The sequence below is a fragment of the Chlorobaculum parvum NCIB 8327 genome (assembly GCF_000020505.1).
In the GTDB taxonomy this organism is placed as follows: domain Bacteria; phylum Bacteroidota; class Chlorobiia; order Chlorobiales; family Chlorobiaceae; genus Chlorobaculum; species Chlorobaculum parvum_A.
The window spans coordinates 1,872,490-1,895,941 of record NC_011027.1 but is presented as its reverse complement, the minus strand read 5'-3'; the positions used below and the strand labels follow the sequence as shown (position 1 = coordinate 1,895,941).

The 23,452-nt window shown below is 57.5% G+C and carries 20 protein-coding genes and 1 tRNA gene; 12 read left to right on the top strand and 9 right to left on the bottom strand.

Translation table 11 applies throughout. From position 1 onward, the window contains the following. The first annotated feature begins 6 nt into the window (after window positions 1–6). From rfbC to CPAR_RS08725, 8 genes are all read left to right on the top strand, one after another. Window positions 7–564, top strand: coding sequence for a dTDP-4-dehydrorhamnose 3,5-epimerase (gene rfbC, locus CPAR_RS08760; protein ID WP_012502956.1), 558 nt, complete (start codon window positions 7–9; stop codon window positions 562–564). A 34-nt stretch (window positions 565–598) separates the two neighbouring features. Then, entirely contained in the window at window positions 599–1,474 is an 876-nt protein-coding gene (gene rfbD, locus CPAR_RS08755) for a dTDP-4-dehydrorhamnose reductase (protein ID WP_012502955.1), read from the top strand. An 84-nt stretch (window positions 1,475–1,558) separates the two neighbouring features. Then, entirely contained in the window at window positions 1,559–2,608 is a 1,050-nt protein-coding gene (rfbB, locus tag CPAR_RS08750) for a dTDP-glucose 4,6-dehydratase (RefSeq protein ID WP_012502954.1), read from the top strand. Window positions 2,609–2,656: 48 nt separating this feature from the next. Next, a complete protein-coding gene (locus CPAR_RS08745; protein WP_012502953.1) occupies window positions 2,657–4,066 on the top strand; it encodes a mannose-1-phosphate guanylyltransferase/mannose-6-phosphate isomerase in 1,410 nt (469 codons plus the stop codon). Between the two features lie 123 nt (window positions 4,067–4,189). Next, window positions 4,190–4,411, top strand: coding sequence for a hypothetical protein (locus tag CPAR_RS08740; RefSeq protein WP_012502952.1), 222 nt, complete (start codon window positions 4,190–4,192; stop codon window positions 4,409–4,411). Window positions 4,412–4,592: 181 nt separating this feature from the next. Further along, window positions 4,593–7,835 (top strand): isoleucine--tRNA ligase, encoded by a 3,243-nt coding sequence (ileS, locus tag CPAR_RS08735; protein ID WP_012502951.1) that lies wholly within the window; start codon window positions 4,593–4,595, stop codon window positions 7,833–7,835. 63 nt (window positions 7,836–7,898) lie between these two features. After that, window positions 7,899–8,333 (top strand): TraR/DksA family transcriptional regulator, encoded by a 435-nt coding sequence (locus CPAR_RS08730; protein WP_041466347.1) that lies wholly within the window; start codon window positions 7,899–7,901, stop codon window positions 8,331–8,333. Window positions 8,334–8,501: 168 nt separating this feature from the next. Further along, window positions 8,502–9,671 carry a nucleotide sugar dehydrogenase gene (locus CPAR_RS08725; RefSeq protein WP_012502949.1) on the top strand — a complete coding sequence of 390 codons (1,170 nt, stop codon included), beginning with the start codon at window positions 8,502–8,504 and terminating at the stop codon, window positions 9,669–9,671. Between the two features lie 126 nt (window positions 9,672–9,797). On the opposite strand, the gene purF is transcribed toward CPAR_RS08725, so the two are convergent. Continuing rightward, on the bottom strand, window positions 9,798–11,291 hold the full coding sequence (gene purF / locus CPAR_RS08720) for an amidophosphoribosyltransferase (protein WP_012502948.1): 1,494 nt from the start codon (window positions 11,289–11,291) through the stop codon (window positions 9,798–9,800). 283 nt (window positions 11,292–11,574) lie between these two features. Between purF and CPAR_RS08715 the strand changes: the two genes are divergently transcribed. Further along, the gene (locus tag CPAR_RS08715; RefSeq protein ID WP_012502947.1) at window positions 11,575–12,102 is read left to right on the top strand and encodes a hypothetical protein; all 528 of its coding nucleotides are present in this window, start codon (window positions 11,575–11,577) and stop codon (window positions 12,100–12,102) included. A gap of 63 nt (window positions 12,103–12,165) precedes the next feature. On the opposite strand, the gene CPAR_RS08710 is transcribed toward CPAR_RS08715, so the two are convergent. Continuing rightward, window positions 12,166–12,238: transfer RNA gene (locus CPAR_RS08710), tRNA-Ala, on the bottom strand. Between the two features lie 99 nt (window positions 12,239–12,337). Between CPAR_RS08710 and CPAR_RS08705 the strand changes: the two genes are divergently transcribed. After that, on the top strand, window positions 12,338–13,210 hold the full coding sequence (locus tag CPAR_RS08705) for a cell division protein FtsX (protein WP_012502946.1): 873 nt from the start codon (window positions 12,338–12,340) through the stop codon (window positions 13,208–13,210). Here the strand turns inward: CPAR_RS08705 and nfo are convergent, their stop codons facing one another. The 4 genes from nfo to purN all read right to left on the bottom strand — a co-directional run bounded on the left by nfo (window position 13,211) and on the right by purN (window position 16,368). Further along, window positions 13,211–14,056 carry a deoxyribonuclease IV gene (gene nfo / locus CPAR_RS08700; RefSeq protein WP_012502945.1) on the bottom strand — a complete coding sequence of 282 codons (846 nt, stop codon included), beginning with the start codon at window positions 14,054–14,056 and terminating at the stop codon, window positions 13,211–13,213. It abuts the gene before it with no gap. 66 nt (window positions 14,057–14,122) lie between these two features. After that, window positions 14,123–15,109: a glycosyltransferase family 2 protein gene (locus CPAR_RS08695; RefSeq protein WP_012502944.1), complete on the bottom strand. Its 987-nt coding sequence runs from the start codon at window positions 15,107–15,109 to the stop codon at window positions 14,123–14,125. Further along, window positions 15,110–15,769, bottom strand: coding sequence for a 7-carboxy-7-deazaguanine synthase QueE (locus CPAR_RS08690; RefSeq protein WP_012502943.1), 660 nt, complete (start codon window positions 15,767–15,769; stop codon window positions 15,110–15,112). It lies immediately after the preceding gene. After that, window positions 15,766–16,368: a phosphoribosylglycinamide formyltransferase gene (gene purN / locus CPAR_RS08685; RefSeq protein ID WP_012502942.1), complete on the bottom strand. Its 603-nt coding sequence runs from the start codon at window positions 16,366–16,368 to the stop codon at window positions 15,766–15,768. Before purN ends, CPAR_RS08690 begins: the two co-directional genes overlap by 4 nt. Window positions 16,369–16,557: 189 nt before the next feature. On the opposite strand from purN, the gene purH reads away from it, so the two are divergent. Continuing rightward, a complete protein-coding gene (gene purH, locus CPAR_RS08680; protein ID WP_012502941.1) occupies window positions 16,558–18,129 on the top strand; it encodes a bifunctional phosphoribosylaminoimidazolecarboxamide formyltransferase/IMP cyclohydrolase in 1,572 nt (523 codons plus the stop codon). 182 nt (window positions 18,130–18,311) lie between these two features. On the opposite strand, the gene CPAR_RS08675 is transcribed toward purH, so the two are convergent. Then, complete coding sequence (locus CPAR_RS08675; RefSeq protein ID WP_012502940.1) at window positions 18,312–18,797, bottom strand: DUF456 domain-containing protein; 486 nt, start codon at window positions 18,795–18,797, stop codon at window positions 18,312–18,314. A 64-nt stretch (window positions 18,798–18,861) separates the two neighbouring features. Further along, window positions 18,862–19,776 (bottom strand): tRNA epoxyqueuosine(34) reductase QueG, encoded by a 915-nt coding sequence (gene queG, locus CPAR_RS08670; RefSeq protein WP_232203892.1) that lies wholly within the window; start codon window positions 19,774–19,776, stop codon window positions 18,862–18,864. Window positions 19,777–19,899: 123 nt separating this feature from the next. On the opposite strand from queG, the gene CPAR_RS08665 reads away from it, so the two are divergent. After that, complete coding sequence (locus CPAR_RS08665) at window positions 19,900–21,843, top strand: FAD-dependent oxidoreductase (protein ID WP_012502938.1); 1,944 nt, start codon at window positions 19,900–19,902, stop codon at window positions 21,841–21,843. 38 nt (window positions 21,844–21,881) lie between these two features. Here CPAR_RS08665 and CPAR_RS08660 read toward each other — a convergent pair whose 3' ends face one another. Then, window positions 21,882–23,393, bottom strand: a complete 1,512-nt coding sequence (locus tag CPAR_RS08660) for a DUF6798 domain-containing protein (RefSeq protein WP_012502937.1) — start codon at window positions 23,391–23,393, stop codon at window positions 21,882–21,884. Between the last annotated feature and the right edge of the window lie 59 nt (window positions 23,394–23,452).

Sequence of the window (23,452 nt, the reverse complement as noted above, 5' to 3'; positions counted from 1 at the left end):
GTTGGTATGCGTATCATTGAAACATCACTGCCGGGAGTCCTTGTATTTGAGCCCCAGGTTTTTGGAGACGATCGAGGCTGGTTTTTCGAGTCTTTCCGGCAGGATATGTTCGAACAGCATGCCGGAAGCCATCGTTTTGTGCAGGATAACGAGTCATTTTCACGGCACGGTGTCGTTCGTGGTCTGCATTACCAAAAGCCGCCGTATACTCAGGGCAAGCTTGTCCGGGCCAGCCGTGGTGAAGTGCTCGATGTGGCGGTCGATATCCGGAAAGGCTCGCCGACTTTCGGCCAGCATACCGCACAGCTGCTCAGCGAGAACAATCGCCGTATGATGTGGCTGCCTCCCGGCTTTGCGCATGGCTTTGCCGTGCTGAGCGACTCGGCGGTGTTCAGCTACAAATGCACTGGCTATTACGCCCCGACGCATGATGCCGGCATCCGGTGGAATGATCCGGCCATCGGTATTGACTGGCGATTGTCAGAACAGGAAATCAGTTTGTCGGACAAAGATCTTCGCCAGCCGCTGCTGCACGAGATCGAGCCTCTTGAGCTGACGTCGTAGCCTGTTGCATTATGAATGTATCGTGAACCCTTCGATGAATCTTCTCGTTACCGGAAGTCGCGGCCAGCTCGGCTCGGAGCTGCAAGCTTTGCAAAATGCTGCGAGCGATCACACTTGGCATTTCTGCGACTTCCCAGAACTCAATATCACTGATGCCGACAAGGTCGAGGTTTTCTGTCGAGACCACGAGATCGGCGCGATCGTCAACTGCGCGGCTTACACCGCGGTCGACAAAGCCGAGAGCGAACCCGATGCGGCGTTCCGGGTGAATCGTGACGGCGCGGCATCACTCGCGGCGACGGCAAAGGCGGTCGGTGCGCATCTGGTGCATGTCTCGACCGACTATGTCTTCGACGGATCCAATCACCGCCCCTATCGCGAGGATGATCCTGTCGCGCCATGTGGCGTGTACGGCCGCTCCAAGCTGGAGGGGGAAGAGGCGATTCGCGCGAGCGGATGCTCCCATGTGATTATCCGCACCTCGTGGCTCTACTCGGCTCATGGGCAGAATTTCGTGAAAACCATGCTGCGTCTTGGAGACGAGCGGGAGCAGATCGGCGTGGTGTTCGATCAGGTTGGTACACCGACCTGGGCAGCGGATCTGGCCGGAACGATCGTTTTGATGCTTGAGCAGCTTGATCCAGCCAGCCAGTATGCCGAATCGTTTCATTACTCGAACGAGGGCGTGTGCTCATGGTACGACTTCGCCAAGGCGATCATGGATGCCGAAGGGCTTTCGTGCAAGGTCTCGCCGATCGAGAGCTGGGAATTTCCGACGCCAGCCGCAAGGCCTCATTTCAGTGTGCTGAACAAGAGAAAAATCCGGGAGTTCCTCGGCATTGAAATTCCGCATTGGCACGACAGTTTGCTAAAGATGCTCGAAGAGCTGCGGGAAGGTGGTCAGGCGTGAGCGGATCGATTTTACAAGGCATTGCGCAATAATTTGTGGCAGGGCAACCGCCAGGGTTGCCCCTACAACGTTCTCTTATAAACTATGCATATTCTTATCACGGGCGGGGCGGGGTTTATCGGATCGCATGTCGTCAGGCATTTCCTGAACCGTTATCCCGACTACACGGTTACCAATCTCGACAAGCTTACCTACGCCGGCAATCTGGCCAATCTGAAAGATGTCGAATCGAATCCGAACTACCGTTTCGTGAAGGGTGACATTGCCGACGGCCCGTTTTTGCTCGATCTGTTCAACGAGCAGCGGTTTGATGCGGTGGTTCATCTCGCTGCCGAGTCGCATGTTGATCGCTCGATCGAAAGTCCGGTCGAGTTCGTGATTGCCAACGTGCTTGGCACGGTCAACCTGCTTAATGCGGCGCGCGCCACGTGGGGCGGCAAGTTCGATGGCAAGCTTTTCTACCACGTTTCGACCGACGAGGTGTACGGCTCGCTCGGCAGCGGGGGGATGTTTTCCGAAACCACGCCCTACGATCCTCACAGCCCCTATTCGGCCTCGAAGGCCTCTTCCGATCACTTCGTCCGAGCTTTTCACGACACCTACGGTCTGCCCGTGGTCATCAGCAACTGTTCGAACAACTACGGCTCGCACCAGTTCCCTGAAAAGCTGATTCCGCTCTTCATCAACAATATCCGCCTGGAGAAGCCGCTGCCGGTGTACGGCGCGGGGCTCAACGTTCGCGACTGGCTTTGGGTCGTCGATCACGCGCGGGCTATCGATGAAATCTTCCATCGAGGGACAGTCGGCGAGACCTACAACATCGGCGGGCACAACGAATGGACGAACATCGACCTCATCCGCCTGCTCTGCCGCATCATGGATCGCAAGCTTGGCCGTGATGATGGGAGCTCCGAGACGCTCATCACCTACGTGACCGACCGCGCGGGCCATGACTTGCGTTACGCCATCGACGCCTCGAAGCTGCAACGCGAACTTGGCTGGGTGCCCTCGGTCACCTTTGAAGAGGGGCTCGAAAAGACGGTCGACTGGTATCTCGACAACCAGGACTGGCTCGACGAGGTAACTTCCGGAGCTTATCAACACTACTATGAAACGATGTATGCCAGCCGCTGAGAACGGATCGGGATATTCGGACTTGACCATTGCATTGACACTGTGCTTATGATTATGCCTGTGATTTTGAGCGGCGGTTCCGGAACAAGGCTTTGGCCTCTGTCGAGAGCTTTGTATCCGAAACAGCTTTTGCCGCTGTTCGGCGACAAGACCATGCTTCAGGATACGGTGCTCCGGGTCGAGACCATCGACGGTGTGGGGCCGGTGACCTGCGTTTGCAACGACGAACACCGGTTTCTTGTCGCCGAGCAGCTCCGGCAGATTGGTGCGGACGAAGAGGCGATCATTCTGGAGCCGGTCGGTCGCAACACGGCTCCGGCCGCTGCGGTCGCCGCGCTGATGCTTGCCGACAAGCATCCCGGTTCGCTGATGCTTGTCATGCCTGCCGACCATGTCATTCTCGACCGGCAGGCCTTTGCCGAAGCAATCGAGTCGGGGCGCCAGGCTGCCGAGGATGGAAATTTGGTGACCTTTGGCATTGTGCCGAACGAGCCGGAGACGGGGTACGGCTACATCAGATCGGTTGCCGGTTCTGAGAAAGCCGCCCGGCCTGTGGCGGAATTTGTCGAGAAGCCTTCCCGGGAACGGGCGGAAAGCTACCTGGCGTCGGGGGACTATTTCTGGAACAGCGGCATGTTCCTCTTTCGGCCCGAAGTCTATCTGGCCGAGCTTGAAGTGAACGCGCCGGAGATGCTTGCCGCTTGCCGGGCAGCGGTTGAAAAGGCACGGATCGATCTCGACTTTCTGCGTCTCGATCTCGAAGCGTTCAAGGCATGTCCTTCCGATTCGATCGACTACGCCGTCATGGAGAAGACCACCAAGGCGATGGTGGTGCCGATGGATGCCGGGTGGAACGATGTCGGCGCATGGTCGTCGCTTTGGGAGGTGCAGGAGCGCGATCCGCAAGGCAATGTCATGCGCGGCGATGTGCTGGCGCACGATGTCCAGAACAGCTACCTGCACTCTACCAGCCGCCTGGTTGCGGCGGTCGGCCTCGAAAACCATATCGTCGTCGAAACCTGCGACGCGGTGCTGGTGGCCTCAAAAGATCGGGTACAGGAGGTCAAGGCCATCGTCGAGCAGCTCCACTTGGAGGCGCGTGAGGAGCCGCTGATTCACCGGCGGGTTTACCGGCCCTGGGGCTCCTACGAAACTGTCGATGAGGGAGAGCGCTTCAAGGTCAAGCGCATCACGGTCAAGCCGGGCGCATCGCTTTCGCTGCAACTGCATCACAAGCGGGCCGAGCACTGGATCGTCGTCAAGGGTACTGCTGTGGTCACTGTTGATGACCGGCAGGTGGAGCTTGTCGAGAACGAGTCGATCTACATTCCTGTCGAGGCTCGTCATCGCCTTGAAAATCGTGGAAAAGAGCCGCTCGAACTGATCGAGGTACAGTCCGGCCGGTACCTCGGCGAGGACGACATCGAACGCTTCGAGGATAACTATGGGCGTCTGTAATCGCGTCCTGATCTACGTTTCCGCGCGTCCACCGTTTTGATAGCTCTGAATATTGTCATACATTACTTTGTCAAGAGTATTACGACAACAGTAGTTACGAATCAATCAAAATTCCGGTAGCATATGTCTGAAGAAATGAAATCTCCCAACCCGGGACAGCCGGTTGGCGATGTGGTCAAAGGTGATTTCGCAACCATTCTTGTCGGTCTCGGCACGATGCTTGATGGCGCTCTGACGCCTCTGAGCAAGGTCGTGGCTTCTGCGCTCGATTCGATGACGGTCGTGGCGCACCAGATCCTCGACGGCATCAGCACGACGCTCGGCGACAACAACAAGCAGCAGTAAGCTTTTCGCAGCGTCCGCATAGTTGAGGCGCATGATACTTCGGGAGGCAGGTCTTTTCAGTGGAAATGGCCTGCCTTTCTCTTTTCCAGCCGATTCTCGTATATTCAGACTTTTCTGCGGAGAGGGGTTGCTCGCCCCGTTTCCCGCTTATGATATTTCCAGTTTGACATTCCCAGCGACCATGCCCGACACCTATCCCGAATACCCGTCCAGCCTTTCCTACAGCGCCATGGAAGCGCAAATCCGCGAGTTCTGGATCGAACGGAATATTTTCAGGAAGAGCCTTGAAAAGGATGCGCCGAAGGGCATCTACTCCTTCTATGAAGGCCCGCCAACGGTGAATGGCAAGCCCGGCGTGCACCACCTGTTCAGCCGCACTATCAAGGATGTGGTCTGCCGCTACCATGCCATGCAGGGCTATCAGGTGCCACGCAAGGCGGGATGGGACACGCACGGTCTGCCGGTCGAAATCTCGGTCGAGAAGAAGCTTGGCCTGAAGAACAAGTCGCATGTCGAGGAGTATGGCGTTGGCGAGTTCAACCGCGAAGCGCGTTCGCTGGTTTACCACCACATCGACGACAACCGTGAGGGGTGGGGCAAGCTCACCGAGCGGATGGGCTACTGGGTCGATATGGACAGCCCGTATATCACTTGCGATAATAATTATATCGAGTCGGTCTGGTGGGCGCTGAAAACCATTTTCGACAAAGGGCTGATTTACAAGGATTACAAGATCGTTCCGCAGGATCCGAAGTCCGAGACCGTGCTCAGTTCACACGAGCTGGCGCTGGGTTACAAGGAGGTGCAGGATCCGAGCGTCTATGTCAAGTTCCGCCTGAAGGATTCGGACGAAAGCATTCTCGTCTGGACGACCACGCCGTGGACGCTCATCTCGAACGTCGCCCTCGCCGTCGGCCGCGACATCGACTATGTGCGCGTCAAGCATCGCGAAACCGGTGAGGTGCTGATTCTGGCCGAGTCGCGCCTGTCGGTGCTGACTGACAAAATCGGCGACGAGTCGGCGTGGGAGATCATCGATCGCATGACGGGCAGCGACCTCGAAGGGCGCGACTACGAGCCGCTCTTCAACTACTTCTCGCCCGAGCGCCGTGCCTGGTACGTGGCGTGCGGCGACTTCGTTTCGACCGGCGACGGCACGGGCATCGTGCATATCGCTCCGGCGTTCGGCGCGGATGACTACGAGCTGTCGAAGCAGTACCAGCTTCCGATGCTTCAGCCAGTGGCGCGTAACGGCTGCTTCACCGCCGAGGTGCCCGATTACGAGGGTATGTTCTTCAAGGAGGCCGACAAGCCGATCATGCAGCGGCTCAAGGAGGAGGGTAAGCTCTACCGCCGCGAAACGATCCAGCACACCTACCCCTTCTCGTGGCGTTACGACGTGCCGGTGATCTATTATGCTCGCGAGTCGTGGTACATCCGCACCACCGATATCGCGCCGCGCATGGTGGAGCTGAACAAGACGATCAACTGGAATCCTTCCGAGATCGGCGCGGGACGCTTCGGCAACTGGCTCGAAGAAAACAAGGACTGGGCGCTCTCCCGCGAACGCTTCTGGGGAACGCCACTGCCGGTATGGGTCGCCGAGGATTTCGCCATTGGCGACGGCCCCGACTCCGGCAAGCTTTTCGCGGTCGGCTCGGTCGCGGAGCTGCGCGAGGGCTTCATCGACATCGACGGCCAGCAGATGAATCTCGGCGACGCGCTCGACAAGGGCCTCGTTGAACTCGACCTGCACAAGCCTTTCGTTGATCGCATCTGGTTTGTCCGCGACGGCAAGCGCTTCAATCGTACGCCGGAGCTGATCGACGTCTGGTTCGACAGCGGCTCGATGCCCTTCGCCCAGCTCCACTACCCGTTCGAGAACAAAGAGCTGTTCGACAAGACCTTCCCGGCGGACTTTATCGCCGAGGGCGTCGATCAGACGCGCGGCTGGTTCTACACGCTGCACGCCATCGCGACGCTCATCTTCGACCGCCCGGCCTACCGGAACCTGGTCGTCAACGGCCACATCCTCGACAAAAAAGGGCAGAAAATGTCCAAGTCGAAGGGCAATGTGGTCGATCCGTTCGAGTCAATGGAGCAGTACGGCGCGGACGCCATCCGCTGGTACCTGATGATTACCAGCCCGCCGTGGCGTCCCAAGCTTTTCAACGTTGCCGAAATCGAGGAGGAGCAGCGCAAGTTCTTCCGCGCCTTCATCAACAGCTACAACTTCTTCGTGCTCTACGCCAACGTCGATGGCTTCCGCAACGAAGAGGCCACCATTCCGTTCGCCGAGCGTTCGGAGCTCGACCGCTGGGTGCTCTCCAGCCTCAACACGCTCGTTGCCGAAGTGACGCGCCGCATGGAGAGTTACGACCTGACCGGCGCGAGCCGACTCATTGGCGACTTTACGGTTGACGACCTGTCGAACTGGTATATCCGCCGCTCGCGCAAACGCTTCTGGAAGGGCGAGATGGGGCCGGACAAGCTCTCGGCTTACCAGACCCTCGCCACGGTGCTCGAAACGCTCTCGAAGCTGATGGCTCCGTTCGCCCCCTTCATCGCTGAAAAAATCTGGCTGGATCTGAAGAGCGTCGGCGGAACTGCGAAGGCCGAATCGGTACACCTGGCCGACTGGCCGGTAGCTGATGAAAGCTGCATCGACGAGGCGCTCGAAGAGCGGATGAAGAAGGCGCAGATCATTACGTCACTGGTGCGCACCATGCGCGAAAAGGCTTCCATCAAGGTGCGTCAGCCGTTGAAGCGCATCCTGCTCGCCGCTGCCGAACCCGGTTCTCGGGCTTCCTACGAGCTGGTCTCCGACATCATCAAGGAAGAGGTCAACGTCCAGAAGATCGAGTACGTCGAGGACGAAGAGGGCTCGGTCATCAGCAAAAAGGCCAAGCCAAACTTCAAGACCCTCGGCCCACGCTTCGGCAAAGACATGAAAGCGCTGGCCGAAGAGATCCGGATCATGAGCCACAAGCAGATCGCGCGGCTCGAACAGGAGGGTGAGATCGAGATTGACCTCGACGGACGCCTCTTCAAAATTGAGCGGACGGACGTCGATATCGTGCATGAGGACATCGAGGGGTGGCTCGTGGCAGCCGACGACGCGCACCGCATCATGGTGGCGCTCGACACGGAGATTACCGAAGAGCTGGAGCTGATGGGTCTGGCCCGCGAGCTGGTCAGCAGGATTCAGACCGTCCGCAAGGAGAGCGGGCTCGAAATCACCGACCGGATCGTGCTGCATCTCAACGCATCCGGCAAGCTGGCCGATGCCATTCGTCAGTACGAGACCTACATTATGGAAGAGACGCTGGCCGTCGAGCTGAACTGCCCGTCATCGAAGCCCGGTGTGCCCTACGCGATCAACGAGCTTGAGTGTGAGCTGGTACTTGAAAAATCCGGATTATGATGTTATAATCTATATCTCAGTTTTTTTACGGTTTACCGTTGGAACCTCTAACCCATGACCAGCATGTCGAAGAAAACCAGCACCGCCAAGGCAGGCGCCGCCGAGCCTTCGGAGCCGACGAGAGTGATCAGAACCTACCTGACTGACGAGGAACTCGAACACTTCAGGCAGATTCTGCTGAAACGGCGTGAAGAGGTTCTGCGTGACCTCGATATCCTTCGCTCCTCACTGTCCGAGGAGAGTGTCGAGGACTCGATCAACTCGAATTACTCGATGCACATGGCCGATCACGGCACCGAAACCATGGATCGCGAACAGCGCTTCATGTTCATCGCCCGTGACGAAAAATATCTGCACTACATCGACCAGGCTCTCGATCGCATCCGCAACAAGACCTACGGTATCTGCACCAAATCGGGCAAGCCGATTCCCAAGAAGCGTCTTGAGGCCGTGCCGCACACCTCGGTCAGGATCGAGTTCAAGCAGACCAAGAAATAACGTGAAAGGCTATCTTGCCGGAGCATCGACAACGTATTCAAGGGCTGCCTCGAAAGGCGGCCCTTTGTGTTGTTGAGTTCTGAAGCAGAAGAGCCTGAGGCGGCAGACTGTTAAAGTTGCCAGGCTGGAAATTGCCACGGAAGTACAATATTTATCCGCTTGTTTACTATGAAAATTGCCATTGCCGGAACCGGTTACGTCGGTTTGTCCATCGCCTGCCTTCTGGCCCAGCATCATGAAGTTGTTGCTCTGGACATCGTTCCCGAGAAGGTCGAGCTGATCAATAATCGCAAGTCACCGATTGTCGATTCGGAGATCGAGGATTTTCTCGCGAACAAAGAGCTGAACCTCAGGGCGACGCTGGATAAGGAGGACGCTTATTCCGGTGCGGATTTTGTGGTGATTGCCACGCCGACCGATTACGATCCCGAGAGCAACTATTTCAATACCCGCTCGGTCGAATCGGTGATTCGTGATGTTATGGCGATCAATCCGAAGGCGGTGATGGTTATCAAATCAACCATTCCAGTTGGCTATACGGCCAAGACCCGGCAAGAGATGGGGTGTGACAATCTGCTCTTTTCACCGGAGTTCCTGCGCGAAGGCAAGGCACTGCACGACAACCTCTATCCGTCGCGCATCATCGTCGGCGAGCGTTCGGAGCGGGCGGAGACGTTTGCCAATCTTCTGCGCGAAGGGGCGCTCAAGGAGGATATTCCGGTGTTGTTCACCGACAGCACGGAGGCCGAAGCGGTCAAGCTTTTTTCCAATACCTACCTGGCGATGCGTGTGGCCTATTTCAACGAGCTGGACACCTACGCCGCGACGCATGGCCTGGATACGCGACACATCATCGAAGGCGTTGGGCTTGATCCGCGCATCGGGTCGCACTACAACAACCCTTCGTTCGGTTATGGCGGCTACTGCCTCCCGAAAGACACCAAGCAGCTGCTGGCTAATTATCGGGATGTGCCGCAGAATCTGATTCATGCCATCGTCGAGTCCAATACCACGCGCAAGGATTTCATTGCCGACAGCATTATCCAGCGGAACCCGAAGGTGGTCGGTGTCTATCGCCTCATCATGAAGGCGGGCTCGGACAATTTCCGCGCTTCGAGTATTCAGGGTATCATGAAGCGCATCAAGGCCAAAGGCATCGAGGTGATCATTTACGAACCGGTGATGGAGGAAACCGAGTTTTACCACTCACGCGTGCTCAATGATCTGGAGGCGTTCAAGCAGGAGTCGGATGTCATTATTGCCAATCGTATGACTTCCGATCTTGAAGATGTTACTGACAAGGTGTATACCCGCGATTTGTTCGGTCACGATGCCTGATCGCTTTTTTTGCCAATGCTCTTGGCGCTGATGGTGATCGTTAAAGAATGGAAAAAGCCGGTCGAATCTTTTGGGATTCGACCGGCTTTTCTGCTGAATTCAGGTGGCGCTTTGCCGGGGAGGTGATCAGTCGTTCTCCTCTTTGTCGGTCGTGGCGTCGGTAATCGGGATAGGGTAGTCGCCGCTGAAGCAGGCAGTGCAGTAGCTGCACTTTTCGCCCTCGAATTCCGGCACGCTGTTCAGAAGCCCCTGCATGGTCAGGTAGCGGAGTGAATCCACACCGATGTAGTCCCTGATTTTTTCAATATTTCCCAGCTCGTCCTCCGCGTCGGCAAGCATGTGGGTCAGCAACTGTCGCTTGGAGGGGAAGTCCATGCCGTAAAAGCAGGGATTGGTGATCGGTGGCGAGCTGATGTGCAGATGAATCTCTTTCGGATTGGCTTCGCGAACGAGCTTGATGAGCATCTTGGCTGTCGTGCCGCGCACGATCGAGTCGTCGACGAGGATGATCGGACGGCCCTGCATGACGCCGCGCACGATATTGTATTTCGAGCGAACCTTGATTTCACGGCTTTGAATGCCCGGCTGAATAAAGGTGCGGCCAACATAGTGGTTGCGGATCAGGCCGTGCTCGAAGCGCGCAGGCTTGCCGAGTTTGTTGCTTTCTCTGACGAAGCCGAGCGCAGCCGTGTTCGATGAGTCCGGCACGCTGACTACGGCCAGCTCCTTGTCGTTGGGGTCTCGTTCGATCGTTGATTCCCTGGCCAGGTTCTTGCCGAGGTTTCTGCGCACCTTGTCAACCGAGTGCCGAAAGATGAAGCTGTCCGGGCGGGCGAAATAGACATACTCGAAGATGCAGCGAGCCTTGCGCTCGACCGGCGGCAGGAACAGCGAGATCGGCTTTTCGTTTTCTATTGAGAGGTGGTCGATCAAGAGAATCTCTCCCGGTGCGATGTCGCGGATGTACTCAGCCTTGATGATGTCGAAAGCACAGGTTTCGCTTGCTACCACGTAGGCCAGCTCACCGGTTGCGGGATCGATTTTCTTGCCGAGAGCCAAGGGGCGCACGCCGTAAGGGTCTCGCGCCGCAATCATCTGGTTGTTGGCCAGAATCACGATCGAAAAAGCTCCTTCTACCTGCCGCAATGCATCGTAAATCTGGTGCAGTGGCTCTTTTTCCTTGCTGCGCGCAGCAAGGTGCGGGATGATTTCGGTATCCGATGAGGCCTGGAAAATCACGCCCTCTTCGGTCAGCTCCTTGCGCAAAACTCTCGAATTGGTCAGGTTTCCGTTGTGGGCGATGGCGAGGCTGCCGGAGCGGTAGGTGAGGGAGAAAGGCTGGATGTTGTTGTTCGATTTGGAGGCGCCGGTGGTGGAGTAGCGGTTATGGCCGATTGCTGCGTATCCGCTCAGGTTCTCGAAAATCTGTTCGTCCCTGAAAACTTCGGATACCAGTCCCGGCCCTTTATGCTGCTTGAACAGGGTCTTTTTCTTGGCCTTGTTGTATTCGGCAACTACGATACCTGCTGCTTCCTGTCCCCGGTGTTGTAGCGAGTAGAGGCCGTAAAAGGTATCTTCGGCGGGAGTTTTTGAGTTGAAAATGCCGAAAACTCCGCACATATCGATCAAATCTTGAGATTGTGTAAAATCTTTACCGTCCAGCGGCAAGTGAAGCTAATATATCAAGGGGAAACATAAAAACCATGAAAGAGAAAAAGGGGTTTGCATAACACGCCAAACAGGTCATTTTGTCATCTGTCGTTCACTCCGGCTTTCCGAATAGTTCAATGGAGAATTAGCTCTGTTGTGACCTCTGAACTGCTTTGGCTGGAATGGAATAAGCGGTTCAGCCGTTGTTAGCAGACAGTAGTCAGCACATCTTCATTCACTCAACTGATCATCAATGAACTCATCCACGAAAAAAACTCCGTCACAATCGGTCTGGACATGGATTGTTATTACCCTTTTGTGGGGAAGCGTTTTCTTCGCTACCTCTACCTGGATTCTCGGCATTGTTTCCGGCTGGTTTGACGGCGGCGCATTCAGTCCCGATCGCGCCGAAGCGCTGCGCGTCTATGCAATGTATGTTCCTGCGCTGTTGGTTGTTGCGCTCTCGGCCATGGTGATACAAAGCCGACTCGACCCGGACTGGCAAAAGCAGAGAGAGCGCGAAAAAGCGGTTCGGGCAGGAAAGCGTGAACAGCTTTTTGTTTCGTTTGCGGCCAGCATTGCCACGAGCTCTCTTTTCACTTTGTTGACGGCTGCTGCTCACATGGTCGCCGCGCCGGTTATCGGAACAGCTGTCAGTTTCAGCGTGAAGACCGTGCTGGTTGCCGCAGGGCTTAACATCGTGTTTGGACTTGCAGCATCGCTGTTTGTCGGGATGATTTTTCTGGTGTTTGGCGTTGCAAAAGGAGGTTCGAAGGCGTGAAGCGTTCGGCGGAAAGGGCATAAAAAAAGCGCAGGGTAACCTGCGCTTTTCCTGTATTTTTCGTGGAGCTAAGGAGACTCGAACTCCTGACCCTTTGCATGCCATGCAAATGCTCTACCAACTGAGCTATAGCCCCATCGAGAAGGCTTAATTATCAGAAAAAAAATTTGCATTTCCAACAGCTTTTTTTGAATCTTGGGGGTGAAAGTTTTAAAAGCTGAAAAAAAATGACACTATGGGGCTGCTGTACAGTATGAAAGAGGGTTTTTCAGGGATTGGCCGGGCCAAACTTCCTGCTTTTGTGACCATAGCTGTCGGCTTTTTCTCACTACTGTTGCTGGGCTTGTTCGGCACGGTCTCTCTCAGCTTTTATCAGGTGATTCAGGAGGTGCGCTCTCGCGTTGAACTGGAGGTTTTCTTTGATGAAACCGTCAACGACGGTCAGGCGCGCTCGCTCGGAGAAAAGATGCAGGCGATTCCCGGAGTGGCTGAAACGCACTATATCTCCCGGGATGAAGCTGCATCGAGGTTCAGGCGTGATTTTGGAGAGGATGTCGTGACCATTCTGGGCATGAATCCCCTCCCTCGCTCGGTGACGCTGAATATCGATCAGCGCTACGCTCTTCCGGACAGTATCGCCGTTATCAGAAAGAAGCTTGAAGCCTTGCAACAGGGGCTCGACATCCGGTACAATCAGGAGTATCTGACAGGCATCGAGAAGAACGCGCGGCTTTTTACGCTGATTACGGCTGTCGCCGGTGGCGTGATTGCGCTGGCCACCATCGTTATGAACGCTTTTACGGTACGGCTTGCCATGTACGCCCGGCGTGACCGCATCAAAACCATGAGGCTGGTCGGGGCCACCCGCCGCTTCATCAGCGCGCCATTTCTTATCGAGGGTGCAGTGCTCGGACTGATTTCAGGCGGACTGGCCGCGCTCGGCCTCTGGCTCGCGTTCGATCAGGCCTTGCTGCGCTTCGAGCCGGCCATCTACCAGATTCTGCATCCTTCCACGCTCTACGTCTATCCCGCGATGGCCCTGCTTGGCCTCGTGCTCGGAGTTTTTGGCAGCATCTTTTCGGTGGCGCGCTTTCTGCGGCGGACGTAATTACTCTTTCTCGAAGCTGTAAAGCATCTCGATCTCCTCTGCCCAGCTTTCGGAGTTCGGAGTTTCGAGAATCAGCGGAATCTCCTCCATCGCCGGGTGCTGCATGAGATGCACGAACGCCTCGCGCCCGATCATTCCCTCTCCGATGCAGGCGTGCCGGTCAACCCGGCTGCCAAGCTTCTGTTTTGCATCGTTCAGATGCATTCCCCTCAGGTACGATAAGCCCACCACGCGGTCGAACTCCGCCAGCGTGGCGTCGAACGCTTCGGGCGTACGCAGGTCGTAGCCGCTGGCGAACAGGTGGCAGGTGTCGAGGCAGACGCCGACCCGCGATTTGTCTTCGACCAGCTCGATGATTCGCGCAAGATGCTCGAAGCGCCAGCCGAGATTACTGCCTTGTCCTGCCGTGTTTTCGATCACCGCCGTTACGCCCGCCGTCGCGTTGAGCGACAGGTTCACCGACTCGGCGATGGTGGCGAGGCACTCATTCTCACTGACGAGATTGAGATGGCTGCCGGGGTGGAAGTTCAGCATCGTGAGGCCGAGCGCTTCGGCGCGCTGCATTTCGGTGGTGAACGCCTTGCGCGACTTTTCGAGCTTTTCAACTTCGGGAGCGCCGAGGTTGATGAGGTAGCTGTCGTGCGGCAAAATGTGCTGGGGCAGGAATCCCGCCTCCTCGCAGTTCCGCCGGAATGCCTCGATCGAAGCCGTCGAAAGCGGTGCGGAGTGCCACTGGCGTTGGTTCCGAGTGAACATGGCGAACGCTTTCGCGCCGATTTTCTGTGCGTTCAGCGGGGCGTTTTCGACGCCTCCGGCAATACTGACATGGGCGCCGACCCGTTTCATACTATCGTCTGGTTTGGATGTTTTCGTGAATCGAGCATACCGTAACGGCGATCTGCTGCCGGAAGTTCACTCGTTCAGTTTGTCGATGATGGTGTCAGGCAGGTTTGCGGTTTTGCGGATCGACCAGCCGCCGTGCTGCGACTGCCGGCTTGAGAGCATCTCGCCGAGCAGACCGGTCGAGAAGAACTGCACACCGAGGATGATGAGCAGTATGCCAAGAAAGAGAATCGGCCGGTTGCCTGCCGGTTGGTTGAAAAAGTACTTTTCGATGGTGACATACAGGCCGATGCTCAGGCCAGCGAGGAAGCTGCCGAGTCCCATCATGCCGAAGAAGTGCATGGGGCGTCTCAGGTAGCGCGTGATGAACATCACCGAGAGGAAATCGAACAGGCCGGGTAGGAACCGCGACACGCCGAACTTGCTGGTGCCGAATTTGCGGGCGTGGTGCCTGACCGGAATTTCAGTGACGCGGAAGCCTTTCCACTTGGCGAGCACCGGAATGTAGCGGTGCATCTCGCCGTGCAGGTCGAGCGAATCGGCCAGTTCCCGGTTGAAGGCTTTCAGGCCGCAATTGAAGTCGTGCAGTTGAATGCCGCTGAAGATGCGCGTCGTCAGGTTGAAAAGCTTCGATGGCATCGTTTTGCTCAGCGGGTCGTTGCGCTCGCGCTTCCAGCCGCTCACCAGATCGAAGCCTTCATTCAGTTTCATGACGAGCGCCGCGATCTCCTGTGGATCGTCCTGCAAATCGGCGTCCATCGTTACCACCACCTCGCCTGATGCCACGCGCAGCCCTGCTGAAAGCGCTTCGGTTTTACCATAATTCCGGCGGAACGAGATCAATTTTAGCTCTGGCCTGCCAGTCATCAACTCCCCGATCACCTTGTCGGAACCATCGGTTGAACCGTCATCGACCATGATTACCTCGAAGCTGAACGGCGCATCGAAGCATCGCGCCAGATCGGGACTGTTCAGCGCTGCGAACAGTTGGGCGCACAGCTCGGGGAGCGACTCCCGCTCGTTATAGAGCGGCACGATGACGGAGAGGCTCGTCATCTACACCCCCCGCGTTTCGGGGTTCCAGATGTACTTGTGCAGCTGAAGCTGCATCCGAACCGGCAGCCGGTCGCGCAGAATCCACTCCGCCAGCAGGCGCGGTTCGAGCTGGCCGAACACCGTGCCGAAGATGAGCGTGCACTTGCCGAGCAGGCCTTGTTTCGTGATGAAATCGCGCGCCCACAGGTAGTCTTCCTCCGAGGCTACGACGATCTTGAACTCGAAGCGTTTGGGTGATGCGAGTGCCAGCGGGATGTTATCCATGCAGTTCTGCTCGGCGACTCCCGATGACGGAGTTTTGATATCGATGATCGTATGCACGCGCGGATCGACGCGGTTCACCGGCAGGAAGCCGCCGGTTTCGAGCAGCACCTTCGCGCCTTTGTCGCAGAGTGCGGAGAGCAGCGGATAGACCTCCGGCTGAAGCAGCGGCTCGCCGCCGGTGACTTCAACGATTGGCGCATCGAACGTTAGTGCGCGACGGACGACTTCGTCAATCGTCATCGCCGTGCCCGCTTCCTCGGCATAGGTCGTGTCGCAGTAGTTGCAGCCGTGGCCGCATCCGGCGAGGCGCACGAAGGCGCACGGCCATCCCGCGAACGATGATTCGCCCTGAATGGAGTGGAAGATTTCGCTGATGCTGATGGTCGCCGTTGTCATGGCATCTGCTCGTCAAGCAGTTGTTCGAGCGCATCGGGGTAAAGGCGGTGTTCGCAGCGGAGCACCCGTTCGGCAAGCGATTCGGGCGTGTCCTCCGGCAGCACCGGCACATGGTTCTGCTTGATGATGCGCCCCTTGTCGTACTCCTCGTTCACGAAATGCACCGTCGCGCCGCTCCGGGTTTCGCCCGATGCGATGACCGCTTCGTGCACACGAATTCCGTACATGCCGTGGCCGCCGAACTCCGGCAAAAGCGACGGATGGATGTTTACGATCTTTTCCGGATAAGCGGCGATCACCGCGTCCGGGATCTTGCGCAGATACCCGGCAAGCAGGATCATGTCGATCTGCCGATTCCGGAGCGCCTCCAGCATAGCGCTGGCAAACTCGTCATGCGAATCGAACTGCGATTCCGACAAGTGAATTGCCTCGATACCATACTCTTTCGCAAAATCCATCGCGCCGCATTCCGCGCGGTTCGATAGGCATAGCACGATCTCGGCGGGCAGCTCGCGTTCGATGATCGCATGGAACAGCGCTTTGAAATTGGAGCCCGTTCCCGAGCAGAAGACTGCCAGCCGTTTTTTGTTGTCACTCATTCAGATCGAGAGCAAAGGATTTTGTGAAGTTCTTCTAATATGCACCCTAACGTTGCTTTTTTCAAGCTGAAAGGTTTCCTGCGCCGGGCTCCGGCGGGAACTGAGTTTAGTTCACCGGTCGGTAAAATCGCGGATTTTTGTAAATTCCCCGTTTCACTTTACGATTTAAACGAAAATAATTTTCTGCTCATGTCCGATCCTGTCATCAAACGGGCGCTCGTGTCTGTTTCCGACAAAACCGGCATCGTCGATTTCTGCCGTGAACTGGCCTCGATGGGTGTCGAAATTTTCTCCACCGGTGGTACCCTTAAGGCGCTTCAGGATGCCGGTATCGCAGCCGAATCCATCTCCACCATCACCGGTTTTCCGGAAATCATGGACGGCAGGGTCAAGACGCTCCATCCGAAAATCCACGGCGGTCTGCTCGCTGTGCGCGATAACGCCGAGCACCAGCAGGCGGCTCGCGAGAACGGCATCGAATTCATCGACCTCGTGGCGGTTAACCTGTACCCTTTCGAGGCGACGATTGCCAAAGCGGACGTGAGCTTCGAGGAGGCGATCGAGAATATCGACATCGGCGGTCCGTCGATGCTGCGTAGTGCGGCCAAGAACAACGAGTCGGTCACGGTCATCACCGATGCCGCCGATTACGCCACCGTGCTTGACGAAATGAAGTCAAACGGCGGCGCGACCACGAGGACAACCCGCCTGACGCTCGCGGCAAAGGTCTATGCGCTCACCTCGCGCTACGACACGGCCATCGCGGCTTACATGGCGAAAGCTGCCGGAGTCGAAGGCGCGAACGACACGATGACCGTCAAGCTCGAAAAGGAGCTGGGGATGCGCTACGGCGAGAACCCGCACCAGAGCGCCGGACTCTACAAGATGGACGATGGCAACGGCACCCGCTCGTTCGGCGCGATTTTTGAGAAGCTGCACGGCAAGGAGCTGTCGTACAACAACATGCTCGATATCGCCGCCGCGACTGGCATCATCGAAGAGTTCCGCGGCGAGGAGCCGTCGGTGGTGATCGTCAAGCACACCAACCCGTGCGGCGTCGCGCAGGCTCCGACGCTCTGCGAGGCGTACCGCAAAGCCTTCTCGACCGACACGCAGGCTCCGTTCGGCGGAATCATCGCCTTCAACCGCCCGCTCGACATGGAGACGGCAAACGCGGTCAACGAAATCTTCACCGAAATCCTCATCGCACCGGCCTTCGAGGAGGGCGTGCTCGATCTGCTCATGAAGAAGAAGGATCGCCGACTCGTGCTCCAGAAGCAGCCGCTGCCGAAAGCTGGCTGGGAGTTCAAATCCACGCCGTTCGGAATGCTCGTGCAGGAGCGCGACAGCAAGATGGTTGCTCCTGAAGAGCTGAAGGTGGTGACGAAGCGCCAGCCGACCGAAGAGGAGCTGGCCGACCTGATGTTCGCCTGGAAGATCGCCCGTCACATCAAGTCCAACACGATTCTCTACGTCAAGAACCGCCAGACCTTTGGCGTCGGCGCAGGCCAGATGTCGCGCGTCGATTCCTCGAAAATCGCCCGCTGGAAAGCTTCGGAAGTGGGCCTTGACCTGAAAGGCTCGGTCGTCGCCTCGGACGCCTTCTTCCCCTTCGCCGACGGCCTGCTCGCCGCCGCCGAAGCCGGAGTCACCGCCGTCATCCAGCCCGGAGGCTCGATCCGCGACAACGAAGTCATCGAAGCCGCCGACGCCAACAACCTCGCGATGGTGTTTACGGGGATGCGGCACTTCAAGCACTGATCTTATCCCCGGACTGAAGTCCGGGGCAACACAAGAGCGCGTAAGATCATAATGTCAGCAGTGTTCAAACCCTGCTGGATGTAAGAATGAAAAAGACTGCAAAGGCAGCAGGAACAAAGCGATAAGCGATGTTCCGGCTGCCTTTTTTGTTTCCTTCATGATACCAGTCAGACCGTATCTCCTCACAAAAATCTCACCACCAGAAACACCCCAACAATAACGAACGCTACGGCGATGCGAACGGCGATGCCGATAGCCATGCCGAGCCAGGTTCCGAGTCCGGCAGTGCCGGCTGAGCGGAGGTCTTTGTTGGCGTAGAGTTCGCCGAGGACGGCTCCGATGAAAGGCCCGATGATGATGCCCGGCAGACCAAAGATAAGGCCAATCACCGTTCCGATTGCTGCGCCGATGATGCCGTATTTGCCCGCGCCGAAGCGTTTGGCTCCGAGCAGTCCAGCGAGGAAGTCGATGAGGTAGGCCGCCGCGGTGAGCACGCCGAGAATGGTGAGCGTTCCCCAGCCGACGTAGGCAAAGCCTTCAGCCCATGCGGCTAAGACGAGTCCCGCGAAGATGAGCAGCACGCCGGGCAGAGCGGGCAGCAGGAGGCCTGCGAATCCGGCGATGAGCAGGATCGCGGAGACGAGCCAGAGGATGGTGGAGGTTTCCATGATGTACGGTTGCTTTTCAAAATGACTTCAGGGATAACAAGGACTACAACGACAATAATGAGATTTATTGTTTGTTGGTTCTTTCAAGCGCTGCCTGTGCGTTTCGCTTGAGTCGGCGTAGGCCGAGGCGCATTGCCGGGGTTCCAGCGAAGAGTTTGCGGAATTGCGAGTTGGTGAGTTCGAGGGCATGGGCTGGGGTCAGTTCTGCCAGCTCTTTTTTCGTCTCGAAACCCGGATAGGCTTTGTGCTTTGCGACGGTGTTGTGCGGGCAGGCGTCGAGGCAGTGGTCGCAGCCGTAAAGCCAGCCTTCGGTCATTGCAGCCTCCTCGTCGGTGAAGTCGCGTTTCAGCTCTATCGTCAGGTATGAAATGCAGCGCCGGGCGTCGAGCTTGCCGGAGGCGGTGAGCGCTCCCGTGGGGCAGGCGTCGAGGCAGGCGGCGCAGCCTTCGCAGGGATCCCAGTCGAGTGGCGCGTCTGGTTCGAGGTCGAGGTCGAGCAGCAGTTCTCCGAGGAAAACTCGCGAGCCGTAACCGGGCACGATGAGCAGCGTGTTCTTGCCGGTGCGTCCGATTCCGGCGGCTTCGGCCCACTCTTTTTCGAGCACCGGCGAGCTGTCCACGCAGACCTTGCCGTTGACCGGCTGGTCGCAGATCGACCGGATGAAGTCGAGCAGCTCCTTCAGCAGTTCGCCAACGACGCGGTGGTAGTCTGAAATGACGGCGTAGCCGGAGATTGCGCCGGGCTTTGTGGGCGCGGGCCACGGCAGGGCGACGGAGAGGACGGTCTTAACGCCGGGCAAAAGCAGCTCCGGATTGGCGCGCGCTTCAATGCCCGTTTCGAGGTAACCCATCTCGCCGTGCCGCTTCTCGTCGATCATCGCGCGGTACATCTCCATCGCTTCGGACAGCGGGTTGGCAGCGGCGAATCCGGCGGCGCAGAAACCGAGGTCGAGGGTTTTTTGCCGGATTGTTTCTTTCATTGTCAGCCGCTTTTCAGACATATCGATTCACCATTGGTTGCGATAACCTGCATTTCTTCTTAAATATACGAGTCAACTTCACGTAGTTGTTCCGCAACCTTTCGAACCGCCACCAATTCCTTCATGCAGCGACGCGAGTTTTTCCAGCATTTCCTCAAACGCGCCGGTATCGGGGCGGGCGCAGTCACCGCCGCAACCGCCGGTCTTGTCGGCTATTATCAACCCCGTAAGGAGGTATACGATGCCTCCGGCAAGAATAATGACGAGTTGCCCGAGAAGCTGACGACACCGAAAAAGGCGGTGGTGATCGGCGGCGGGCTGGCAGGCATCAGCTCGGCGCTGGAGCTTGCGCGGCGGAACTTCGAGGTGACGCTGGTCGAGGCCTCGCCGTCGCTCGGCGGCAAGCTGACCGGCTGGCCCATCGAGGCGCTCGGCGAGCAGTTTCCGGTGGAGCACGGCTTCCACGGCTTTTTCGATCAGTACTACAACCTGAACGAAATGTTCGCCTCGGCAGGCATTGGCAGCGAAATGTTCACCGCCTCACCCGGCTATCCGGTCATCTTCAGCGACCAGCAGGTCGAGGTGTTCGGTCAGACGCCGAAGTGGTTTCCGTTCAACATTCTGTCAGTCGTCCAGCAGTCGAAACGGCTCGACATCGCGTCGTTCCTGAAGGACTATCCCGGACTGTGGCCGGTCATCAGCATGTTCCGTTACCAGTACGACCGCACCTTCCATGATTGGGACAGCATCGATTTTATGACCTACTGCCAGCGTGGCGAGGTGCTTCCGGCGTTTATCGACACCGTGCTGCACCCCTTTTCGGACGCTACGATGAATCGTATGGAGGTGCTCTCCGCCGCCGAGGCGATGCGCTACTTCCACTTCTACTTCATGGGAAGTCCGGAGGGGCTGGCCTTCAAAATCACCACGAAGGACTGCATGAGCGCCCTCATCGACCCGCTGGAGAAGAAGCTAACGTCGATGGGCGTGCGGGTGCTGAAAGGGCAAAAGGCGCGGAACCTCGTCATGCAAAACGGGCGCGTCACGGCGGTGCGGCTCGATGGCGCGGGAGGCGCGAGCGGCGCGGTGGCTTCGATTCCGAAGCGCGAGGTGCCGGTGACGGGGTGGCTGCAACACACCTCCGAAGCGGGGATTCCCGTGCTCGTGGCGCGGAGCGGAGCGGAGTGGGTCGCCCTCGACGGGCGCTGCACCCACATGGGTTGCCCGGTCGGCTCCGAAGAGGGCTCGGACGGTCTGTACTGCCCCTGCCACGCCGGTCGGTTCGACGCCGAAGGGGTGCCCTTCAGCGGCCCGCCGAAAGCGCCGCTTGCACGACTTGACGTTCGCGAGGCGGGGGAGATGCTCGTCATCGAAAAGGCGCCGTCAAGCTCGTCGCCCGCCGTCGTCGCCGCCGAAGAGCTTCCGTGCGACTACTGCGTAGTGGCTTCGGACGTGCGCGGCACTCGCGAGTTGATTGCCAGCAGCCAGCCAGACAACCGCGACTTCGCCAACCGCGTGGCCGATCTCGGCGAGGCCGATCCCTACGTCGTCTGGCGTGTCTGGCTCGACCGCCCGCTTTCGTCCGCCGACTTTCCGTTCTACACCGTGTCGGGCTATACTTACACCGACTCGATTACCTTCTATTCGAGCTTCCAGCAGCCCTTCATCGACTGGGCGAAGCGCACCGGCGGCTGCGTTGCCGAGCTGCACGCCTACGCCGTTGCGCCGGAAGACGTTCGCCCCGAGCCGGAGATTCGCGCTGCGATGCTGCAAGAGCTGTACGCCATGTTCCCGGAATCGAAAAATGCAACGATCCGGCACGAACTCTTCATGATGCAATCGAACTTCACCCGCTGGGCACCTGGTGACCACGCCAAGCGACCCGCCGTTGAAACTCCCTATCCTAATCTCTTTCTTGCTGGAGACTGGGTGCGCACCAACGCTCCGGTTTTCCTCATGGAAGCTGCCGCCTTCACCGGCAGGCAGGCCGCCAATGCGATCGCCGCAAAAGAGTCGCTGCGGCAGAGGCCGTTGCCGATTGTGCCGATGGATGGGATATTCGCGTAGGGGTGCTTGTCCAGGGCAAAGTTCTCTTGGTTTGTTGGTCAATTGTTGTGAAAACCGACGATCATATAGCGCTTGTCTTTCCAGCAGATATGCAGACCGGTATAGAGCGATTCCGGCACGTTGCTGTCGATGACCGCGTGCGTGATTCCATAGTTCGTATGAAGGGCTCTGAGCAGTGCCGGTCCTGACGAGGTGGCTTCGTTTTTGTAGAATGCCTCAGCCTTTCTGTTACGGTGATACCATTCAAGGATCTCGCGGTCTTTGTAGGGGTGGGTTTTCAGGTTGATGAAGATCGGTGCGCCGGTTTCAAGGCGAAACGGATCGAACTTACCATTGCGCGTCGGGATGAGCCAGAGGTCATCGGCGGTCGAGTGATGTCGGGCGAAGCTCATCACTTTCTCTTCAGGGCTCTCTTTTGTCGCGAACAGTGCGGAGGCCTGTGCCGGAAGGTGCGCCATGACCGGCGCGATAACGCCGATGCAGCCAACCAGAAGCAGCACCTTTCTGGCGAGCGGTTTGCGTTCCATCAAGGGTATGAGACTCGCGGAGAGCTTTCCGGCGAGAATCGTGTAGGCAAGCGGCAGCAGGATTACCGATGTTCTCCAGGGTGTGAGCACTTCGAGTGAGGGCCATGAGACGAAATAGAGCAGCGGCACCGTGATGGCAATAACCGCCGCTAGCGGCAGCATGATCCAGAAGAGCGGTGATTTGCGGACTATGCCCATCGAAATCACGATGATCGCCATGGAAATGTAATCCTCATAGTTGAGCCAGTGACTCACTTTGGTGTGGGTTGCAATGCGCTGGGTCGAGAGGATGCTCATCGCTTCCCGTCCGATATCCGGTGTTGTATAGGCAAACAGCAGTTTGTAGCGTATGACCAGTGGTGCCGACAGGCCGATGAACAGCATGAGCGGGAGAAGGACGTCCCGGCTGATTTTTTTCTCGCGATAGATGGTCAGTGCCGTGAAGCTTCCCTGAATGAGCAGGGCCGAGGGCATGTAGGCCGGGTGGAATGCAGCTCCTACAGCAATGGCGAGCGAGGCCCACATCCGGGCTCCTGCAAGAAAGCGTTCGATGCCGAGAATGATGAGCACGCCGAAAACGCAGGGCTGGAAATAGTGCCCGATGAGGTACTGGGTTCCGAAGCCGAGCTGCATGTTTTTTTCTTCGACGAAAAGCAGGCCGAGGAAGAGGGCGAGCGCCGCGGTATGGTGTTTGATGCCGAACAGGCGATTCGAGATGCTTGCCAGCGACCAGAGCAGAATGGCGAGCAGGATGGGAAAAAGCACATAGACTATCTGGAGGCTGTGCAGCGTGAAAAGGGTCTCGATAAGCAGCGTGAAGGCGGGGAGTGGATCGAGGGTATTGGCCATCCAGTCATGGGAAAGGAAGCCGTAGCCATTTGCGGCAGCTGCGTGCAGGAACTTGGTGTTCTGATTCTCCTCGAAGAGTGGCCGCTGCAACGCGACGATGCTCAATGCTACGCCCAGTATAAGCCAGCCAATAGCGGTAACTATTGTTAATGATTTCCCTCTGGAGCTGCTCATGCGTTGTCCTGCTTTTTTATTGATAATCTTGCTTCGGGGGCTTCTGAATGGTAACGGGG

What these genes read in the sequence shown, in the direction of transcription:
- CPAR_RS08730 (WP_041466347.1), top strand. Translation starts at nt 7,899, where the DNA reads ATGTCGAAGAAAACCAGCACCGCCAAGGCAGGCGCCGCCGAGCCTTCG.
- CPAR_RS08665 (WP_012502938.1), top strand. Translation starts at nt 19,900, where the DNA reads ATGCAGCGACGCGAGTTTTTCCAGCATTTCCTCAAACGCGCCGGTATC.
- CPAR_RS08715 (WP_012502947.1), top strand. Translation starts at nt 11,575, where the DNA reads ATGAACTCATCCACGAAAAAAACTCCGTCACAATCGGTCTGGACATGG.
- CPAR_RS08690 (WP_012502943.1), bottom strand. Translation starts at nt 15,769, where the DNA reads ATGACAACGGCGACCATCAGCATCAGCGAAATCTTCCACTCCATTCAG.
- rfbD (WP_012502955.1), top strand. Translation starts at nt 599, where the DNA reads ATGAATCTTCTCGTTACCGGAAGTCGCGGCCAGCTCGGCTCGGAGCTG.
- CPAR_RS08705 (WP_012502946.1), top strand. Translation starts at nt 12,338, where the DNA reads ATGGGGCTGCTGTACAGTATGAAAGAGGGTTTTTCAGGGATTGGCCGG.
- rfbB (WP_012502954.1), top strand. Translation starts at nt 1,559, where the DNA reads ATGCATATTCTTATCACGGGCGGGGCGGGGTTTATCGGATCGCATGTC.
- purN (WP_012502942.1), bottom strand. Translation starts at nt 16,368, where the DNA reads ATGAGTGACAACAAAAAACGGCTGGCAGTCTTCTGCTCGGGAACGGGC.
- CPAR_RS08745 (WP_012502953.1), top strand. Translation starts at nt 2,657, where the DNA reads ATGATTATGCCTGTGATTTTGAGCGGCGGTTCCGGAACAAGGCTTTGG.
- queG (WP_232203892.1), bottom strand. Translation starts at nt 19,776, where the DNA reads ATGAAAGAAACAATCCGGCAAAAAACCCTCGACCTCGGTTTCTGCGCC.
- purH (WP_012502941.1), top strand. Translation starts at nt 16,558, where the DNA reads ATGTCCGATCCTGTCATCAAACGGGCGCTCGTGTCTGTTTCCGACAAA.
- purF (WP_012502948.1), bottom strand. Translation starts at nt 11,291, where the DNA reads ATGTGCGGAGTTTTCGGCATTTTCAACTCAAAAACTCCCGCCGAAGAT.
- CPAR_RS08660 (WP_012502937.1), bottom strand. Translation starts at nt 23,393, where the DNA reads ATGAGCAGCTCCAGAGGGAAATCATTAACAATAGTTACCGCTATTGGC.
- nfo (WP_012502945.1), bottom strand. Translation starts at nt 14,056, where the DNA reads ATGAAACGGGTCGGCGCCCATGTCAGTATTGCCGGAGGCGTCGAAAAC.
- CPAR_RS08740 (WP_012502952.1), top strand. Translation starts at nt 4,190, where the DNA reads ATGTCTGAAGAAATGAAATCTCCCAACCCGGGACAGCCGGTTGGCGAT.
- rfbC (WP_012502956.1), top strand. Translation starts at nt 7, where the DNA reads ATGCGTATCATTGAAACATCACTGCCGGGAGTCCTTGTATTTGAGCCC.
- ileS (WP_012502951.1), top strand. Translation starts at nt 4,593, where the DNA reads ATGCCCGACACCTATCCCGAATACCCGTCCAGCCTTTCCTACAGCGCC.
- CPAR_RS08695 (WP_012502944.1), bottom strand. Translation starts at nt 15,109, where the DNA reads ATGACGAGCCTCTCCGTCATCGTGCCGCTCTATAACGAGCGGGAGTCG.
- CPAR_RS08725 (WP_012502949.1), top strand. Translation starts at nt 8,502, where the DNA reads ATGAAAATTGCCATTGCCGGAACCGGTTACGTCGGTTTGTCCATCGCC.
- CPAR_RS08675 (WP_012502940.1), bottom strand. Translation starts at nt 18,797, where the DNA reads ATGGAAACCTCCACCATCCTCTGGCTCGTCTCCGCGATCCTGCTCATC.